The sequence below is a fragment of the Pseudomonas sp. AG1028 genome, from assembly GCF_007993955.1.
Taxonomy (GTDB): Bacteria; Pseudomonadota; Gammaproteobacteria; order Pseudomonadales; family Pseudomonadaceae; genus Aquipseudomonas; species Aquipseudomonas straminea.
This window is the reverse complement of the sequence record NZ_VIVP01000004.1, coordinates 351,957-369,294: the sequence shown is the minus strand read 5'-3', so window position 1 is coordinate 369,294 and position 17,338 is coordinate 351,957. Positions and strand designations below refer to the sequence as shown.

Genomic DNA, 17,338 nt, shown 5'->3' with positions numbered 1-17,338 from the left:
AGAAAACCAGATGAACACGACTTTCCTGCCCGTCAATCCGCCCCAGCGCCTGCTCATGGGCCCCGGCCCGATCAATGCCGACCCGCGCGTGCTGCGCGCCATGTCGAGCCAGTTGATCGGCCAGTACGACCCGGCCATGACCGGCTACATGAACGAAGTGATGGCCCTGTATCGCGGCGTGTTCCGCAGCACCAATGCCGCCACCTTGCTGGTCGACGGCACCTCGCGCGCCGGCATTGAGGCCATCCTGGTGTCGGCGATTCGCCCCGGCGACAAGGTGCTGGTGCCGGTATTCGGCCGTTTCGGCCACCTGCTCTGTGAAATCGCCCGACGCTGCCGCGCCGAGGTGCACAGCATCGAAGTGCCGTGGGGCGAAGTGTTCAGCGCGCAGCAGATCGAGGATGCGATCAAGCAGGTCAAGCCGCGCCTGCTGCTGACCGTGCAGGGCGACACCTCGACCACCATGCTGCAGCCGCTGGCCGAGCTGGGCGAGATCTGCCGCCGCCACGGCGTGCTGTTCTACACCGACGCTACCGCCTCCCTGGGCGGTAATGCCCTGGAAGCCGATGCCTGGGGGCTGGATGCGGTCTCCGCCGGCTTGCAGAAGTGCCTCGGCGGGCCATCCGGCACCGCGCCGATCACCCTGGGTGCGGCGATGGTGGAGGTGATCCGCCGCCGCGCTCATGTCGAGGCCGGCATCCGCACCGACGCCCATCGCGACGGCGAGGACGAGATGATTTACTCCAACTATTTCGACCTCGGCATGATCCTCGACTACTGGGGCCCCGAGCGCCTCAACCACCACACCGAAGCCACCTCGGCGCTGTTCGGTGCCCGCGAGTGCGCCCGTGTGCTGCTCGAAGAAGGCCTGGACGCTGCCATCGCGCGCCACAAGCTGCACGGCGACGCGCTGCTCAAGGGCATTCAGGGCATGGGCCTGGAGACTTTCGGCAATCTCGAACACAAGATGAACAACGTGCTGGGCGTGGTGATTCCCCAGATGGTCAACGGCGATGAGGTGCGCAAGCTGCTGCTCGAGGACTTCGGCATCGAGATCGGCACCTCGTTCGGGCCGTTGGCCGGCAAGATCTGGCGCATCGGCACCATGGGCTACAACGCCCGCAAGGATTGCGTGATGCAGACCCTCAGCGCCCTGGAGGCGGTGCTCAACCGCCTCGGCCTGCGCACCACCCAGGGCGCGGCCATGCAGGCGGCCTGGGATCACTACGGCGAGCGCCGCTGATGGGTGCTCTGGACAATCGACAGGCCGCGGCGCGGGTCATGGCGCGCTGCGACGAACTGGCGGCGATCAGCGAGTCCGCCGACGGGCTGACCCGGGTGTACCTGTCGCCCGAGCACCAGCGCGCCAATGCCCTGGTCGGCGAGTGGATGCAAGGGGCCGGCATGCGCACCTGGCAGGATGCCGTCGGCAACATCTGCGGCCGCTATGAAGGCCAGAGTGCCGGCGCCCAGGCGCTGCTGCTCGGCTCGCACTTGGACACCGTGCGCAATGCCGGGCGCTACGACGGCATGCTCGGGGTGATCGCCGCCATCGAGGTGGTGCAGCGTTTTCACGACCTCGGTATCCGCCTGCCGCTGGCCATCGAGATCGTCGGCTTCGGCGACGAGGAGGGCACGCGCTTCGGCATCACCCTGCTGGGCAGCCGCGGGCTGACTGGCAGTTGGCCGCAGCAGTGGCTCGCCCAGGCCGATGCGGATGGCATCAGCGTCGCCCAGGCGATGACGGCCTGGGGGCTCGATGGCTCGGCTATCGCCAGCGCTGCCCGCCCGGTCGGGGATTTCGCGGCCTATTTGGAACTGCATATCGAGCAGGGCCCGTGCCTGGAGCGTGAAGCGCTGGCGCTGGGCGTGGTCACGGCCATCAATGGCGCGCGCCGGCTCAACTGCCATTTCATCGGCCAGGCCGGGCATGCCGGTACGGTGCCGATGAGTCATCGCCAGGACGCCCTGGCCGCCGCCGCGCATTGGATGGTGGCGATCGAGGCACGGACCCGGCAGCATGGCCCGCAACTGGTGGCCACCGTGGGCCGCCTGCAATGCCATCCAGGGGCGGTGAACGTCATTCCGGGGGAGGTCGAATTGACCCTGGATGTCCGTGGCCCCGAGGATCACGCCCTGGCCGAGCTGCTCGACGACCTGCTCGGCGAGGGCGAAGCCATCGCCCGGCAGCGCGGGCTGAGCTTCGCTGCCAGCCAGTATTACGGTATTTGCGCGACCCGCTGCGACGCCGCCATGCAGGCGTCACTGGCGCAGGTGTTGAGCGAGGTGCAGGGGCGCAGCCTGTCGCTGCCCAGTGGCGCTGGCCATGACGCCATCGCCATGGCTGAGCGCTGGCCGGTCGGCATGCTGTTCGTGCGTTGTGCCGGGGGCATCAGCCATAACCCGGCCGAGGCGGTTGCAGCCGAGGACGTGGGCCTGGCGGTCGACGCCTACGCGCGCTGGGCGCAGGCGCTGGCCGAACAGCCGCCGGAGTCGGCGGCCTGAGGGTAGAGCTGGCGGTCAGTCGGCCTTGCGTGTGTGCATCATGTAATTGACGTCGACATCCTTGGCCAGCTTGTAGTGCTTGGTCAGCGGGTTGTAGGTCAGGCCGATGATGTCCTTGACCTCCAGGCCGGCCTGACGGCTCCAGGCGCCCAGCTCGGAAGGGCGGATGAATTTCTTGAAATCGTGGGTGCCGCGCGGCAGCAGGCGCAGGATGTATTCGGCGCCGATCACCGCGAACAGGTAGGCCTTGGGGTTGCGGTTGATGGTGGAGAAGAACACCTGGCCGCCGGGTTTGACCAGCTTGTGGCAGGCGCGAATCACCGAGGACGGATCCGGCACGTGCTCGAGCATTTCCAGGCAGGTAACCACGTCGAACTGGCCGGGCATTTCTTCGGCCATGGCTTCGGCGGTGATCTGCCGATAATCCACCTCTACGCCCGACTCGAGCTGGTGCAGACGGGCCACGGCCAGCGGCGCTTCGCCCATGTCGATACCGGTCACGCTGGCGCCGCGCTGGGCCATGGCTTCACTGAGAATGCCGCCGCCACAGCCGACATCCAGCACCTTCTTGCCGGCCAGGCCGGCTCGCTCGTCGATCCAGTTGACGCGCAGCGGGTTGATCTCGTGCAGCGGCTTGAACTCGCTTTCCTTGTCCCACCAGCGATGGGCGAGGGCTTCGAATTTGGCGATTTCAGCGTGGTCGACGTTGCTCATGGTTTTCCCTGAATAAAGCGAATACGTATGACAGGACGCGCAGTGCGTCCATATTGCCAGCCTTGCGCGGCGCTGCTGGCCTGTGATGTGTGACAGTTTGCCGTAGTTTGCGATCAATGTGCCGGACGCCCGGTAATCGGACACCCTAAAAACTACCTGCGTTGTCATCACTGCGTTAAAAACAGGCTCGAAATGCTCATTTACCGCTCGTAAACTCCGCTTCCTCGCCTGTTTTTGCCTTGTGCTGACTGCCTCGGTAACGTTTTTAGCGGTGTCCTATCTTCGCACCCCATTGCTGCGTGGTGGCAATGATGCGTTCTTCGTCCAGGCGCGTCAGCCGACCTTCTTCTAGCAGCGGTTTGCCGGCCACCCACAGGTGCTCCACGCAGTGCCGCGAGGTGGCGTAGATCAGCTGCGAAACTGGATCGTACACCGGCTGCTGGGCGAGGCCGCGCAGGTCGAAGGCGACGATGTCGGCGGCCTTGCCGATTTCCAGCGAGCCGATTTCGCCTTCCAGACCCAGGGCGCGGGCGCCGTTGAGGGTCGCCATGCGCAGGGCGCGGTGGGCGTCCAGGGCGCTGGCCGAGCCCGCCACGGCCTTGGCCAGCAGGGCGGCCGTGCGGGTTTCGCCGAGCAGGTCGAGGTCGTTGTTGCTGGCTGCGCCGTCGGTGCCGATGGCCACGTTGACGCCGGCTTGCCAGAGCTTCTCGACCGGGCAGAAGCCGCTGGCCAGCTTGAGGTTGGATTCAGGGCAGTGGATCACGCTGCTGTTGGTGGCCACCAGCAGGGCGATGTCTTCGTCGTCGATCTGGGTCATGTGCACGGCCTGGAAGCGCGGGCCCAGCAGGCCCAGGCGATTGAGCCGCGCCAGCGGGCGCTCGCCGTGGTGCTCCAGGCTCTGCTGCACTTCGAAGGCGGTTTCATGGACGTGCATGTGAATGCCGGCGTCCACTTCCTCGGCGAGGATGCGCAGCTTTTCCAGGTTGGCATCGCTGACCGTATAGGGCGCGTGAGGGCCGAAGGCGACGCTGATGCGCGGGTGATGCTTCATGTCGTCGAGCAGGGTCACGCCCTTGCGCAGGGCCTCGTCGGCATCCCGGGCGCCGGGAATGGCGAAGTCCAGCACTGGAATGCTGATCTGCGCGCGCATGCCGCTGGCGTGTACCCGCTCGCAGGCCATTTCGGGAAAGAAGTACATGTCGGCGAAGCAGCTGATGCCACTCTTTATCTGTTCGGCGATGGCCAGCTCGGTGCCGTCCTGCACGAACTGCTCGTCGACCCATTTGGCTTCCGCCGGCCAGATGTGCTTTTCAAGCCAGGTCATTAGCGGCAGGTCATCGGCCAGGCCGCGGAACAGGGTCATGGCGGCGTGGCCGTGGGCATTGACCAGGCCGGGGGTCAGCAGGCGGCCGGGCAGTTCGCGAATTTCCGTCGCCCCGCGGCGCAAGGCCTCGGCGCGGGGGGCGATCAAGGCGATCTTGCCGTCGCGGATACCCAGGCCATGGTCATGCAGCACGACGCCGGCGGGCTCGACCGGCACCAGCCAGGTGGGCAGCAATAAAAGGTCGAGCGCAGCATCTGCCATGGGCGGGTTTCCGTGAGCGAAAGCGCTGATTCTATAGCGCAATGCCTCGGTCTTGAAGGTGCGCGGCGTGCGGCCGGCTGCCTGGCGGGCGTATACTGGCCGGCTTTCTAGGATGGAGTAGGTGATGCGCGAGCGTTTGCTGGCTGCCGAACAGGTCGTGGGGTTCGTCTGGCGCGAGGGTGCGCTGCACGTGCTCGATCAGCGTCGCCTGCCGGGCGAGCAGGTCTGGCAGGCCTGTCACTCGGTATCGGCGGTGGCCGCCATGCTGGCCGAAGGTGCGCTGCAGGGCGCTGCCGCGCAGGTGATCTGCAGTGGCTATGGACTGGTGCTGGGCGCCCGTCAGCGCATGGAAGAGGGGGCCGACTGGCGAGCCGGGCTGCAGCTCGATATCGACACCTTGTGCGCGGCCGGTTTGCCGTTTGAGGAGGGCGAACGCCTGCTGGCGCGCATGCAGCAGCGCCTGGCGATCAGCAAGCCCGGCGCGCAGCCCCTGGCCGTGCTGGAGGACGAAGCCTGCGGCGCCCATCAGCGTGATCGCGAAGCCAATCTGGCCATGGCCCAACTAGGCGTGGAACTGATCCGCGGCTTTCAGGGCAACCTGCAGAACCTCGTGAGTATCGGCAGTGCCGGTGCGCTGGCCAGTGGCGGCATTGGTACGGCCCTTGGCGTGATTCGCGCCGCGCAGCTCGAAGGCTTGCTGGAGCGCTGCTACCTGGGCGAGGGCCGGCCATTGCTCGAGGGCGCGCGTCTGGCTGCCTGGGAACTCGATCAGGAAGGTATCGCCGTGACCTTGAGCGCCGATGCGGCGCTCGCCCATGTGATGAAGGAGCGTGGCGTCACCTGGGCCATCGTCGGTGCTGAGCGGATCGCCGCCAATGGTGATGTGCTCGGCGTGATCGGCACCTATCAGCTGGCCGTGGCTGCCATGCACCACGGTGTGCGGCTGATGGTGGTGGCGCCGAGTGCGGTCATTGACCTGCAGCTGGAGAGCGGCGAGGACGATTTTCATGATCTGGGCCACGCTCCGCTGGCTTACGCGGCCAGCGAACGTATCGAGGGCGTCGATGAAGTGACGCCGCGTTACGACGTCACGCCCGCCGATCTGGTGGATTTCCTGGTCACCGAGCGCGGGGTGATCGAGCGGCCGGATGCCGCCAAGCTCACCCAGTTGATGTGTCGCAAGCGGCTGCACTGAGCGCCTAGCTACATAAGCTGCAGGGATAGGTGCGCAGCGTGCTTTGTGGTAAGCTCCGGCAGTTTTCAGGGGCGCCGTCTGCGGTTGCCGTCACTGCTCGAATGCATGACATAACGTATTGATTTGTCGTGAGTCGTCGCTGGCCTGATGCCATCGCGACGCGCTTCGCCGGGCTCCAGATGAGCCGGGCGGAGTTTCATCAGAAAAAAGGAATCAGGCTACTCATGGGCGAACTGGCCAAAGAAATCCTCCCGGTCAACATCGAAGATGAACTGAAACAGTCGTACCTCGACTACGCGATGAGCGTGATCGTCGGGCGTGCCTTGCCGGATGCGCGCGATGGCCTGAAGCCCGTGCACCGCCGGGTGCTGTTCGCCATGAGCGAGCTGGGCAACGACTGGAACAAGCCCTACAAGAAGTCCGCCCGTGTGGTCGGTGACGTGATCGGTAAATATCACCCCCACGGTGACACCGCCGTTTATGACACCATCGTGCGGATGGCCCAGCCATTCTCGCTGCGCTACCTGCTGGTCGACGGCCAGGGTAACTTTGGTTCGGTGGACGGCGACAACGCCGCGGCCATGCGATACACCGAAGTGCGCATGACCAAGCTGGCTCACGAGCTGCTGGCCGACCTGCACAAGGAAACCGTCGACTGGGTGCCCAACTACGACGGCACCGAGCAGATCCCGGCGGTCATGCCGACCAAGATCCCCAACCTGCTGGTCAACGGTTCCAGCGGTATCGCCGTGGGCATGGCGACCAACATCCCGCCGCACAACCTCGGCGAAGTGATCGACGGCTGCCTGGCGCTGATCGACAACCCGGAACTGACCGTCGATGAGCTGATGCAGTACATCCCCGGCCCGGACTTCCCGACCGCGGGCATCATCAACGGGCGCGCCGGCATCATCGAGGCCTACCGTACCGGCCGTGGTCGCATCTATATCCGCGCCCGTGCCGAAGTCGAGGACATCGACAAGGTCGGCGGCCGCCAGCAGATCGTCGTCACCGAACTGCCGTACCAGCTGAACAAGGCCCGTCTGATCGAGAAGATCGCCGAGCTGGTCAAAGAGAAGAAGATCGAAGGCATCACCGAACTGCGCGACGAGTCCGACAAGGACGGCATGCGCGTGGTCATCGAGCTGCGTCGTGGCGAAGTGCCCGAAGTGATCCTCAATAACCTCTACGCCCAAACCCAGATGCAGAGCGTGTTCGGCATCAACGTGGTGGCGTTGATCGACGGCCAGCCGAAGATCCTCAACCTCAAGGACATGCTCGATGCCTTCATCCTGCACCGTCGTGAGGTGGTTACCCGCCGCACCGTGTTCGAACTGCGCAAGGCCCGCGAGCGTGGTCACATCCTCGAAGGTCAGGCGGTCGCGCTGTCCAACATCGACCCGGTCATCGCCCTGATCAAGGCCTCGCCGACGCCATCCGAAGCCAAGGAGGCGCTGATTTCCACCGCCTGGGAATCCACCGCCGTGGAAGCCATGGTCGAGCGCGCTGGTGCTGACTCGTGCCGCCCGGAAGGTCTCGATCCGCAATACGGTCTGCGCGACGGCAAGTACTACCTGTCGCCGGAACAGGCCCAGGCGATCCTCGACCTGCGTCTGCACCGCCTGACCGGCCTGGAGCACGAGAAGCTGCTGGCCGAGTACCAGGAAATCCTCAACCAGATCGGCGAGCTGATCCGCATCCTGACCAGCGCCGTGCGCCTGATGGAAGTGATTCGCGAGGAGCTGGAAGCGGTCAAGGCCGAGTTCGGCGACAAGCGCCGCACCGAGATTCTCGATTCGCGTCTGGATCTGACCCTGGGTGACATGATCCCGGAAGAAGAGCGCGTGGTGACCATTTCCCACGGCGGCTACGCCAAGACCCAGCCGTTGACCGCCTACCAGGCCCAGCGCCGCGGCGGCAAGGGCAAGTCGGCCACCGGCATCAAGGACGAGGATTACATAGCGCATCTGCTGGTCGCCAACAGCCACGCCACGCTGCTGCTGTTCTCCAGTAAAGGCAAGGTGTACTGGCTGAAAACCTACGAAATTCCCGAAGCGTCCCGCGCTGCCCGCGGCCGTCCGCTGGTCAACCTGCTGCCGCTGGAAGAAGGTGAGTACATCACCACCATGCTGCAGATCGACCTCGAAGCCCTGCAGCAGCAAGCCGGCGCCGATGACGTGGACGACAGCGACGACGCCGTGCTCGAAGGCGAGATCGTTGAAGCCGAGGAAGTGGCTGAAGCCGCCGAGGTCGAGGAAGTCGAGGGTGAGACCGCCGAGCTGGTGGCCGAGCCGACTGGCGCCTACATCTTCATGGCCACCGCCTCCGGTACCGTGAAGAAGACCCCGCTGGTGCAGTTCAGCCGTCCGCGTTCCAACGGCCTGATCGCCCTGAAGCTGAAGGAAGGCGACACCCTGATCGCCGCCGCCATCACCGACGGCGCCAAGGAAGTCATGCTGTTCTCCAGCGCCGGTAAGGTGATCCGTTTCGCCGAGAGCGTGGTGCGCGTCATGGGCCGTGGCGCCCGTGGTATCCGCGGCATGCGTCTGGGCAAAGACCAGCGCCTGATCTCCATGCTGATCCCGGAGGCCGGTGCGCAAATCCTCACCGCCTCCGAGCGTGGTTTCGGCAAGCGCACCGCGCTGTCCAAGTTCCCGCGTCGCGGCCGTGGCGGCCAGGGCGTGATCGGCATGATCACCAAAGAGCGTAACGGCCCGCTGATCGGCGCCATCCAAGTGCAGGACGGCGAGGAAATCATGCTGATTTCCGACCAGGGCACCCTGGTGCGTACCCGTGTCGACGAAGTCTCCAGTTCCGGCCGCAATACCCAGGGCGTGACCCTGATCAAACTGGCCAAGGACGAGAAACTGGTCGGCCTGGAGCGTGTGCAGGAGCCGTCCGAGGAAGACGTCGAAGTGGCGCTGGACGAAGAGGGCAATCCGATCGTCGACGCCGAAGCCGATGAAACTGCTGCCGGTGAAGAGTCGGCAGCAGAGGGTGACGAGCCAGCAGCAGAAGATCGCGACGCCTAACCGCGCCGCTCTGCCTGCAGTGTCACGGCACTGCGGGCAGCATTTCGCCAGATAGATGTAGCAGACAGTCAAGCGAGAGTGAATTGTGAGCAAGCGAGCCTTTAACTTCTGCGCCGGCCCGGCCGCGCTTCCCGAAGCCGTTCTGCAGCGTGCCCAGGCCGAGTTGCTCGACTGGCAGGGCAAGGGCCTTTCCGTCATGGAAATGAGCCACCGCAGCGACGACTACGTGGTCATCGCCGAAAAGGCCGAGCAGGATCTGCGCGATCTGCTGACCATTCCCTCCGATTACAAAGTGCTGTTCCTGCAAGGCGGGGCGAGCCAGCAGTTCGCCGAGATTCCGCTCAACCTGCTGCCCGAAGACGGCACCGCCGATTACATCGACACCGGCATCTGGTCGAAGAAGAGCATCGAAGAGGCCCGCCGCTACGGCAACGTCAACGTCGCTGCCAGCGCCAAGCCCTACGATTACTTCGCCATTCCCGGGCAGAACGATTGGCAGCTGTCCAGGAACGCCGCTTATCTGCACTACGCCAGCAACGAAACCATCGGCGGCCTGCAGTTCGACTGGATCCCCGAGACCGGCGACGTACCGCTGGTGGTCGACATGTCCTCGGATATCCTGTCCCGTGAAGTGGACATCTCCAAGTTCGGCCTGATCTACGCGGGCGCCCAGAAGAACATCGGCCCCAGCGGCCTGGTGGTGGCGATCATTCGCGAAGACCTGCTCGGTCGCGCGCGCAGCAGTTGCCCGACCATGCTCAATTACAAGATCGCCGCCGATAACGGCTCGATGTACAACACCCCGGCGACCTTCAGCTGGTACCTCTCCGGCCTGGTCTTCGAGTGGCTGAAGGAGCAGGGCGGGGTTGCCGCCATGGAGCAGCGCAACAAGGCCAAGAAGGACCTGCTGTACAAGGCCATCGACGCCAGCGAGTTCTACAGCAACCCGATCGCCAAGAACGCCCGCTCGTGGATGAACGTGCCGTTCCGTCTGGCTGACGAGCGCCTCGACAAGCCGTTCCTGGCTGGCGCCGATGCCCGCGGCCTGCTTAACCTCAAGGGCCACCGTTCGGTTGGCGGCATGCGCGCCTCCATCTATAACGCCGTGGGCCTGGATGCGGTCGAGGCGCTGGTCGCCTACATGGCGGAGTTCGAGAAGGAGCACGCCTGATGAGCAACGACGCCAACACCGACCAGGCGCTGCAGGCCCTGCGCCTGCGCATCGACAGCTTGGACGAGAAGATCCTCGAACTGATCAGCGACCGTGCGCGCTGCGCCGAAGAAGTGGCGCGGGTGAAGATGGCGACCCTGGCCGAAGGCGAGGTGCCGGTGTTCTACCGCCCCGAGCGTGAGGCGCAAGTGCTCAAACGAGTGATGGAGCGCAACCGCGGGCCATTGGGCAACGAGGACATGGCGCGGCTGTTTCGCGAGATCATGTCGTCCTGCCTGGCCCTGGAGAACCCCCTCAAGGTCGCTTACCTCGGCCCGGAAGGCACCTTCTCCCAGGCGGCGGCGATGAAGCATTTCGGTCACGCGGTGATCAGCCAGCCCATGGCGGCGATCGACGAAGTGTTCCGTGAGGTGGTGGCCGGCGCCGTCAACTTCGGCGTGGTGCCGGTGGAGAATTCTACCGAGGGTGCGGTCAACCACACCCTGGACAGCTTCCTCGAGCACGATCTGGTGATCTGCGGCGAAGTGGAGCTGCGCATCCACCATCACCTGCTGGTCGGTGATGCCACCAAGACCGACCGCATTACCCGCATCTACTCCCACGCCCAGTCCCTGGCCCAGTGCCGCAAGTGGTTGGACGCCCATTACCCGAACGTCGAGCGCGTGGCGGTTTCCAGCAACGCCGACGCGGCGCGCCGGGTGAAGAGCGAGTGGAACTCAGCGGCGATTGCCGGCGACATGGCGGCCAACCTGTACGACCTGACCCGCCTGGCCGAGAAGATCGAGGATCGCCCGGACAACTCCACGCGCTTTCTGATCATCGGCAACCAGGAAGTGCCGCCCACCGGCGACGACAAGACCTCGGTGATCGTCTCGATGCGCAACAAGCCCGGTGCCCTGCACGAGCTGCTGGTGCCGTTCCATCAGAACGGCATCGACCTGACCCGCATCGAAACGCGCCCGTCGCGCAGCGGCAAGTGGACCTACGCCTTCTTCATCGACTTCGTCGGCCACCACCGCGATCCGCTGATCAAGGACGTGCTGGAAAAAATCAATCAGGAAGCCGTGGCGCTCAAGGTGCTGGGTTCCTATCCCAAGGCAGTACTTTAACTGCGGCTCCAGGCCGCGGGCTGCGGGCGACAGGCGACAGGCTTGTGCTCGCTGCCCGGGCCTGCAGCCTGAGGCCTGACTATGAGTTGTGATTTCATCGCCCTGGCCCAGCCAGGCGTACAGAAGCTGTCCCCCTACGTGCCAGGCAAGCCGGTCGACGAGTTGGCCCGTGAGCTGAACATGGACCCGGCCAGCATCGTCAAACTGGCTAGCAACGAAAACCCCCTGGGCCCGAGCCCCAAGGCGCTGGCCGCGATCCGCGCCGAGCTGGACGAACTGACTCGCTACCCCGACGGCAATGGCTTCGCCCTGAAGACCCTGCTGGCCGAGCGCTGCGGCGTGACCACTGCCCAGGTCACCCTGGGCAACGGCTCCAACGACATCCTCGAACTGGTCGCCCGCGCTTACCTGGCGCCTGGCCTGAACGCGGTGTTCAGCGCACACGCGTTTGCCGTCTACCCGATCGCCACCCAGGCCGTTGGCGCCCAGGCCAAGGTCGTGCCGGCCGTCAACTTCGGCCATGACCTGCCGGCCATGCTGGCGGCCATCGATGCCAATACCCGCGTGGTGTTCATCGCCAACCCCAATAACCCGACCGGCACCTGGTTCGGCAAGCAGGCACTGGGCGATTTCCTCGCCGCCGTTCCGGAAAACGTGCTGGTGGTGCTGGACGAGGCCTACATCGAATACGCCGATGGCGACGAGTTGCCGGACGGCCTGGATTACCTGGCCGATCACCCCAACCTGCTGGTATCGCGTACCTTCTCCAAGGCCTACGGCCTGGCCTCGCTGCGCGTCGGCTACGGCCTGAGCCGACCGGACGTGGCCGACGTGCTGAACCGCGTCCGCCAGCCGTTCAACGTCAACAGTTTCGCCCTGGCGGCGGCCTGCGCGGCGTTCGACGATACCGAGTACCTGGCACGCAGCCGCGAGATCAATACCGCCGGCATGCTGCAGTTGCAGGATGGTTGCCGTGAGTTGGGCCTGAGCTGGATTCCGTCGAAAGCCAACTTCCTGGCCATCGACTTTGGCCGTGACACCGCGGCGATCAATCAGGGCCTGCTGCGCGAAGGCGTGATCGTGCGCCCGGTCGCCGGCTACGGCATGCCCAACCACCTGCGCGTTTCCATTGGCCTGCCGGCCGAGAACGCCCGCTTCCTGGAAGCACTGCGCAAGGTGCTGAACGCGTGATCGAACGCCATGCACCTGTGAAGCCGCTGGTCGAGCGCCTGGTCGTCGTCGGCCTGGGACTGATCGGCGGTTCCTTCGCCAAGGGCCTGCGCGCCCGCGGCGTGTGCCGTGAAGTGGTGGGTGTCGACCTGGATGCGCAGTCGCGGCGCCTGGCCGTCGAGCTTGGCGTCGTTGACCGCTGCGAAGAGGCACTGGCTGCCGCCTGTCAGGGCGCCGACGTGATCATGCTGGCCGTCCCTATCCTGGCCATGGAGCGCGTACTCGGCGAATTGGCCAAGCTGGATCTGGGCGATGCCATCCTGACCGATGCCGGCAGTGCCAAGGGCAATGTGGTGCGCGCTGCCGATGCGGTGTTCGGCGGCGTGCCGGCACGGTTCGTGCCGGGTCACCCGATCGCCGGCTCCGAGCAGAGCGGGGTAGAGGCGGCCAATGGCGAGCTGTTCAAGCGCCACAAGGTGATCCTCACGCCGCTGGCGCAGACCGACGCCCTGGCCTTGCAGCGCGTCGACCAGTTGTGGCGCGAGCTGGGTGCCGATGTCGAGCACATGCAGGTCGAGCACCACGACCAGGTCCTCGCTGCCACCAGCCACTTGCCCCATCTGCTGGCCTTCGGCCTGGTCGACTCGCTGGCCAAGCGCAACGAAAACCTGGAGATTTTCCGCTACGCCGCCGGCGGCTTCCGCGATTTCACGAGAATCGCCGGCAGCGACCCGGTCATGTGGCACGACATCTTTCTCGCCAACCGCGAGGCCGTGCTGCGCACCTTGGATGTATTTCGCGACGACCTCGACGCCTTGCGCGACGCGGTCGACGCAGGGGACGGGCATCATCTGCTGGGCGTATTCACCCGCGCCCGCGTGGCCCGCGAACATTTCAGCAAAATACTGGCCCGCCGGGCCTATGTGGACGCTATGCACTCGAACGATTTGATTTTCCTGGCAAATCCTGGCGGCAAGGTCGCCGGCCGCATCCGCGTACCGGGCGACAAGTCCATCTCGCACCGCTCGATCATGCTCGGCTCGCTGGCCGAGGGCACTACTGAGGTCGAAGGTTTCCTGGAGGGCGAAGATGCCCTGGCGACCCTGCAGGCTTTTCGCGACATGGGCGTGGTCATCGAAGGCCCGCACCATGGCCGCGTGACCATCCATGGCGTCGGCCTGCATGGCTTGAAGCCGCCACCCGGCCCGATCTACGTCGGCAACTCCGGAACCTCGATGCGCCTGCTCTCCGGCCTGCTGGCTGGCCAGCCGTTCGACGTGACCATGACGGGCGACGCCTCGCTGTCCAAGCGTCCGATGAACCGTGTGGCCAACCCGCTGCGGGAAATGGGCGCCGTGGTCGAGACCGGCCCGGACGGCCGTCCGCCGCTGACCATCCGTGGTGGCAGCAAGCTCAAGGCGCTGACCTACACCCTGCCGATGGCCAGCGCCCAGGTGAAGTCCTGTCTGCTGCTGGCCGGCCTGTACGCCGAAGGCGTCACGACCGTGACCGAGCCGGCGCCGACCCGCGACCATACCGAGCGAATGCTGCGCGGCTTCGGTTACGCGGTTCAGTCCAACGGTCCGGTGGCCTCCCTGCAGGCCGGCGGCAAGCTGACCGCCACGCGCATCGAAGTGCCGGCGGACATTTCTTCGGCGGCCTTCTTCCTGGTCGCGGCGTCCATCGCCGAAGGTTCCGACCTGCTGCTCGAGCATGTCGGCATCAACCCGACCCGTATCGGTGTGATCGAGATCCTGCGCCTGATGGGCGGCGACATCACCCTGGAAAACCAGCGTGAAGTCGGCGGTGAGCCGGTGGCCGACCTGCGCGTGCGTGGTGCCAAGCTCAAGGGCATCGAGATCCCCGAAGAGCTGGTACCGCTGGCCATCGACGAATTCCCGGTGCTGTTCGTCGCCGCGGTCTGCGCCGAAGGGCGTACCGTGCTGCGCGGCGCCGAAGAACTGCGGGTCAAGGAATCCGACCGCATTCAGGTCATGGCTGACGGCCTCACCAGCCTGGGCGTGAAAGTCGAGCCAACTGCTGATGGCATCATCATCGACGGCGGCCAAAGCATCGGCGGCGGTGAAGTGTACAGCCACGGCGACCACCGCATCGCCATGGCCTTCAGCGTCGCCTCGCTGCGCGCCACCGCGCCGATCCGCATCCACGACTGCGCCAATGTCGCCACCTCGTTCCCCAACTTCCTGGTCCTGGCCGAGCAGGTGGGTATTCGTGTCGCCGTGGAGGGCAAGCAATGAGCCTGAATGCACCGGTCATCACCATCGACGGGCCAAGCGGCTCGGGCAAGGGCACCGTTGCCGGCCTGTTGGCCAGGCAGCTGGGCTGGAACCTGCTGGACTCCGGTGCGCTGTACCGCCTGCTGGCGTTCTGCGCCGGCAACCACGGTGTCGATCTGGCCAACGAAGAGTCGCTGAAACTGCTGGCCGCCCATCTGGACGTGCAGTTCCTCGCTGCCGGTGACGGCAAGCCGCAGCGCATCATCCTCGAAGGCGAGGAGGTGACCGACGCCATCCGCAACGAGCAGGTCGGCGCCGGGGCGTCCCAGGTCGCCGCACTGCCGGCGGTGCGCGAGGCCCTGCTGCAGCGCCAGCGTGCGTTCCGCGAAGCGCCGGGTCTGGTGGCCGATGGCCGCGACATGGGCACGGTGGTGTTCAGTGATGCGCCGCTCAAGGTTTTCCTGACCGCCAGCGCCGAGGAACGGGCCAACCGACGTTACCTGCAGTTGAAGGCCAAGGGCGATGATGTTAATCTCGCGAGTCTTCTCGATGAGATTCGGGCGCGCGACGAGCGCGATACCCAGCGCGCAGTGGCTCCGCTCAAGCCGGCAGCCGATGCGATCCAGCTGGATTCCACCGAGTTGTCCATCGAGCAGGTGCTGGAAAGAATCCTGAGCGAAGTCGCCAATCGCGACCTCGCCGGTTGAAAAGAGCCAGTTTCGGCTCGCAAGGGAGGCATACGGGAGACCAGTCCCAGTCCCGTAGGCCTCTTTTTACATGAATAAACCCGCATAGTCTGGAATGCGGAGCAGGGCGAATCCCCGCCCGACCCAACAGGAATCAACATGAGCGAAAGCTTTGCAGAACTTTTTGAAGAAAGCCTGAAGTCCCTCGACATGCAGCCGGGTGCCATCATCACCGGCATCGTGGTCGACATCGACGGCGACTGGGTTACCGTTCACGCTGGCCTGAAGTCCGAGGGCGTCATCCCTCTGGAGCAGTTCTTCAACGAACAAGGCGAGCTGACCATCAAGGTCGGTGACGAAGTACACGTAGCGCTGGACGCGGTCGAAGACGGCTTCGGTGAAACCAAGCTGTCCCGCGAAAAAGCCAAGCGCGCCGAGTGCTGGATCGTTCTGGAAGCAGCTTTCGCCGCTGAGGAAGTGGTCAAGGGCGTTATCAACGGTAAGGTTAAAGGCGGCTTCACTGTCGACGTTAACGGCATCCGTGCGTTCCTGCCAGGTTCCTTGGTCGATGTCCGTCCGGTGCGTGATACCACTCACCTGGAAGGCAAAGAGCTGGAATTCAAGGTCATCAAGCTCGACCAGAAGCGCAACAACGTTGTCGTTTCCCGTCGCAGCGTCCTGGAAGCCGAAAACAGTGCCGAGCGCGAAGCGCTGCTGGAATCGCTGCAGGAAGGCCAACAGGTCAAGGGTATCGTCAAGAACCTCACCGACTACGGCGCATTCGTGGATCTGGGTGGCGTCGACGGCCTGCTGCACATCACCGACATGGCCTGGAAGCGTATCAAGCACCCGTCCGAGATCGTCAACGTTGGTGACGAGATCGACGTCAAGGTTCTGAAGTACGATCGCGAGCGTAACCGTGTTTCCCTGGGCCTGAAGCAACTGGGCGAAGACCCATGGGTTGCCATCAAGGCTCGTTACCCGGAAAGCACCCGCGTCATGGCGCGCGTGACCAACCTGACCGACTATGGCTGCTTCGCAGAGCTGGAAGAAGGCGTGGAAGGCCTGGTACACGTTTCCGAAATGGACTGGACCAACAAGAACATCCACCCGTCGAAAGTCGTTCAGGTTGGCGACGAAGTGGAAGTCATGGTTCTGGACATCGACGAAGAGCGTCGTCGTATCTCCCTGGGTATCAAGCAGTGCAAGACCAACCCGTGGGAAGACTTCTCCGGTCAGTTCAACAAGGGTGACAAGATCTCCGGCACCATCAAGTCGATCACCGATTTCGGTATCTTCATTGGTCTGGACGGCGGCATCGACGGCCTGGTTCACCTGTCCGACATCTCCTGGAACGAAGTCGGCGAAGAAGCCGTACGTCGCTTCAAGAAGGGCGACGAGCTGGAAACCGTCATCCTGTCGGTCGACCCGGAGCGTGAGCGCATCTCCCTGGGCATCAAGCAACTGGAAGAAGATCCGTTCTCCGACTACGTTGCTGTCAACGACAAAGGCACCATCGTTCGCGGTACCGTGAAGGAAGTTGACGCCAAGGGCGCCATCATCACTCTGGCCGACGGCATCGAAGCCACTCTGAAAGCCTCCGAAATCAGCCGTGACCGCGTTGAAGACGCGCGCAACGTTCTGAAAGAAGGCGAAGAAGTAGAGGCCAAGATCATCAGCGTCGATCGCAAGAGCCGCGTGATCAGCCTGTCCGTCAAGTCGAAAGACGTTGAAGACGAAAAAGAAGCCATCAAGGAAATGCGCAAGCAGGAAGTTGAAACTTCCGGTCCGACCACCATCGGTGATCTGATTCGTGCGCAAATGGAAAACCAGAACTAAGTTCGGGTGATCCACAAAAGGGCGACTTCGGTCGCCCTTTTTCATGCCGGAGGAAATACCTCAAGCCCTCGATCCGTCCGCAGAACCGGCCGTGC

At 64.5% G+C, this 17,338-nt stretch carries 12 protein-coding genes; 10 read left to right on the top strand and 2 right to left on the bottom strand.

What is annotated here, in order from left to right:
* The first annotated feature begins 10 nt into the window (after positions 1 to 10).
* A complete protein-coding gene (locus tag FB481_RS08780; protein ID WP_147176043.1) occupies positions 11 to 1,243 on the top strand; it encodes an alanine--glyoxylate aminotransferase family protein in 1,233 nt (410 codons plus the stop codon).
* The gene (gene hpxK, locus FB481_RS08775; protein ID WP_147176041.1) at positions 1,243 to 2,505 is read left to right on the top strand and encodes an allantoate amidohydrolase; all 1,263 of its coding nucleotides are present in this window, start codon (positions 1,243 to 1,245) and stop codon (positions 2,503 to 2,505) included. Before FB481_RS08780 ends, hpxK begins: the two co-directional genes overlap by 1 nt.
* Positions 2,506 to 2,520: 15 nt before the next feature.
* Here the strand turns inward: hpxK and ubiG are convergent, their stop codons facing one another.
* Together ubiG and FB481_RS08765 are read right to left on the bottom strand one after the other, a co-directional pair.
* Positions 2,521 to 3,219: a bifunctional 2-polyprenyl-6-hydroxyphenol methylase/3-demethylubiquinol 3-O-methyltransferase UbiG gene (gene ubiG / locus FB481_RS08770; RefSeq protein WP_093506859.1), complete on the bottom strand. Its 699-nt coding sequence runs from the start codon at positions 3,217 to 3,219 to the stop codon at positions 2,521 to 2,523.
* 265 nt (positions 3,220 to 3,484) lie between these two features.
* Positions 3,485 to 4,804, bottom strand: a complete 1,320-nt coding sequence (locus FB481_RS08765; protein WP_147176040.1) for a TRZ/ATZ family hydrolase — start codon at positions 4,802 to 4,804, stop codon at positions 3,485 to 3,487.
* A 124-nt stretch (positions 4,805 to 4,928) separates the two neighbouring features.
* Here FB481_RS08765 and FB481_RS08760 point away from each other — a divergent pair, with 124 nt between their 5' ends.
* The 8 genes from FB481_RS08760 to rpsA all read left to right on the top strand — a co-directional run bounded on the left by FB481_RS08760 (position 4,929) and on the right by rpsA (position 17,243).
* A complete protein-coding gene (locus FB481_RS08760; RefSeq protein WP_147176037.1) occupies positions 4,929 to 5,999 on the top strand; it encodes a s-methyl-5-thioribose-1-phosphate isomerase in 1,071 nt (356 codons plus the stop codon).
* A 224-nt stretch (positions 6,000 to 6,223) separates the two neighbouring features.
* A complete protein-coding gene (gene gyrA, locus FB481_RS08755) occupies positions 6,224 to 9,031 on the top strand; it encodes a DNA gyrase subunit A (protein WP_147176035.1) in 2,808 nt (935 codons plus the stop codon).
* A gap of 85 nt (positions 9,032 to 9,116) precedes the next feature.
* A complete protein-coding gene (gene serC / locus FB481_RS08750) occupies positions 9,117 to 10,202 on the top strand; it encodes a 3-phosphoserine/phosphohydroxythreonine transaminase (RefSeq protein ID WP_147176033.1) in 1,086 nt (361 codons plus the stop codon).
* Positions 10,202 to 11,311 (top strand): prephenate dehydratase, encoded by a 1,110-nt coding sequence (gene pheA, locus FB481_RS08745; protein ID WP_147176031.1) that lies wholly within the window; start codon positions 10,202 to 10,204, stop codon positions 11,309 to 11,311. Before serC ends, pheA begins: the two co-directional genes overlap by 1 nt.
* 81 nt (positions 11,312 to 11,392) lie before the next feature.
* The gene (gene hisC / locus FB481_RS08740; RefSeq protein WP_147176029.1) at positions 11,393 to 12,502 is read left to right on the top strand and encodes a histidinol-phosphate transaminase; all 1,110 of its coding nucleotides are present in this window, start codon (positions 11,393 to 11,395) and stop codon (positions 12,500 to 12,502) included.
* Positions 12,499 to 14,739 (top strand): bifunctional prephenate dehydrogenase/3-phosphoshikimate 1-carboxyvinyltransferase, encoded by a 2,241-nt coding sequence (locus tag FB481_RS08735; protein ID WP_147176027.1) that lies wholly within the window; start codon positions 12,499 to 12,501, stop codon positions 14,737 to 14,739. The genes hisC and FB481_RS08735 overlap by 4 nt, the downstream gene beginning before the upstream one ends.
* Complete coding sequence (gene cmk / locus FB481_RS08730) at positions 14,736 to 15,425, top strand: (d)CMP kinase (protein WP_147176025.1); 690 nt, start codon at positions 14,736 to 14,738, stop codon at positions 15,423 to 15,425. Before FB481_RS08735 ends, cmk begins: the two co-directional genes overlap by 4 nt.
* 138 nt (positions 15,426 to 15,563) lie before the next feature.
* Positions 15,564 to 17,243, top strand: coding sequence for a 30S ribosomal protein S1 (gene rpsA, locus FB481_RS08725; protein WP_013791124.1), 1,680 nt, complete (start codon positions 15,564 to 15,566; stop codon positions 17,241 to 17,243).
* The last annotated feature ends 95 nt before the right edge of the window (positions 17,244 to 17,338 follow it).

Excerpts from the sequence above, each read along its gene's own strand:
- FB481_RS08780 (WP_147176043.1), top strand. The coding sequence starts at position 11 with ATGAACACGACTTTCCTGCCCGTCAATCCGCCCCAGCGCCTGCTCATG.
- hpxK (WP_147176041.1), top strand. The coding sequence starts at position 1,243 with ATGGGTGCTCTGGACAATCGACAGGCCGCGGCGCGGGTCATGGCGCGC.
- ubiG (WP_093506859.1), bottom strand. The coding sequence starts at position 3,219 with ATGAGCAACGTCGACCACGCTGAAATCGCCAAATTCGAAGCCCTCGCC.
- FB481_RS08765 (WP_147176040.1), bottom strand. The coding sequence starts at position 4,804 with ATGGCAGATGCTGCGCTCGACCTTTTATTGCTGCCCACCTGGCTGGTG.
- FB481_RS08760 (WP_147176037.1), top strand. The coding sequence starts at position 4,929 with ATGCGCGAGCGTTTGCTGGCTGCCGAACAGGTCGTGGGGTTCGTCTGG.
- gyrA (WP_147176035.1), top strand. The coding sequence starts at position 6,224 with ATGGGCGAACTGGCCAAAGAAATCCTCCCGGTCAACATCGAAGATGAA.
- pheA (WP_147176031.1), top strand. The coding sequence starts at position 10,202 with ATGAGCAACGACGCCAACACCGACCAGGCGCTGCAGGCCCTGCGCCTG.
- hisC (WP_147176029.1), top strand. The coding sequence starts at position 11,393 with ATGAGTTGTGATTTCATCGCCCTGGCCCAGCCAGGCGTACAGAAGCTG.
- cmk (WP_147176025.1), top strand. The coding sequence starts at position 14,736 with ATGAGCCTGAATGCACCGGTCATCACCATCGACGGGCCAAGCGGCTCG.
- rpsA (WP_013791124.1), top strand. The coding sequence starts at position 15,564 with ATGAGCGAAAGCTTTGCAGAACTTTTTGAAGAAAGCCTGAAGTCCCTC.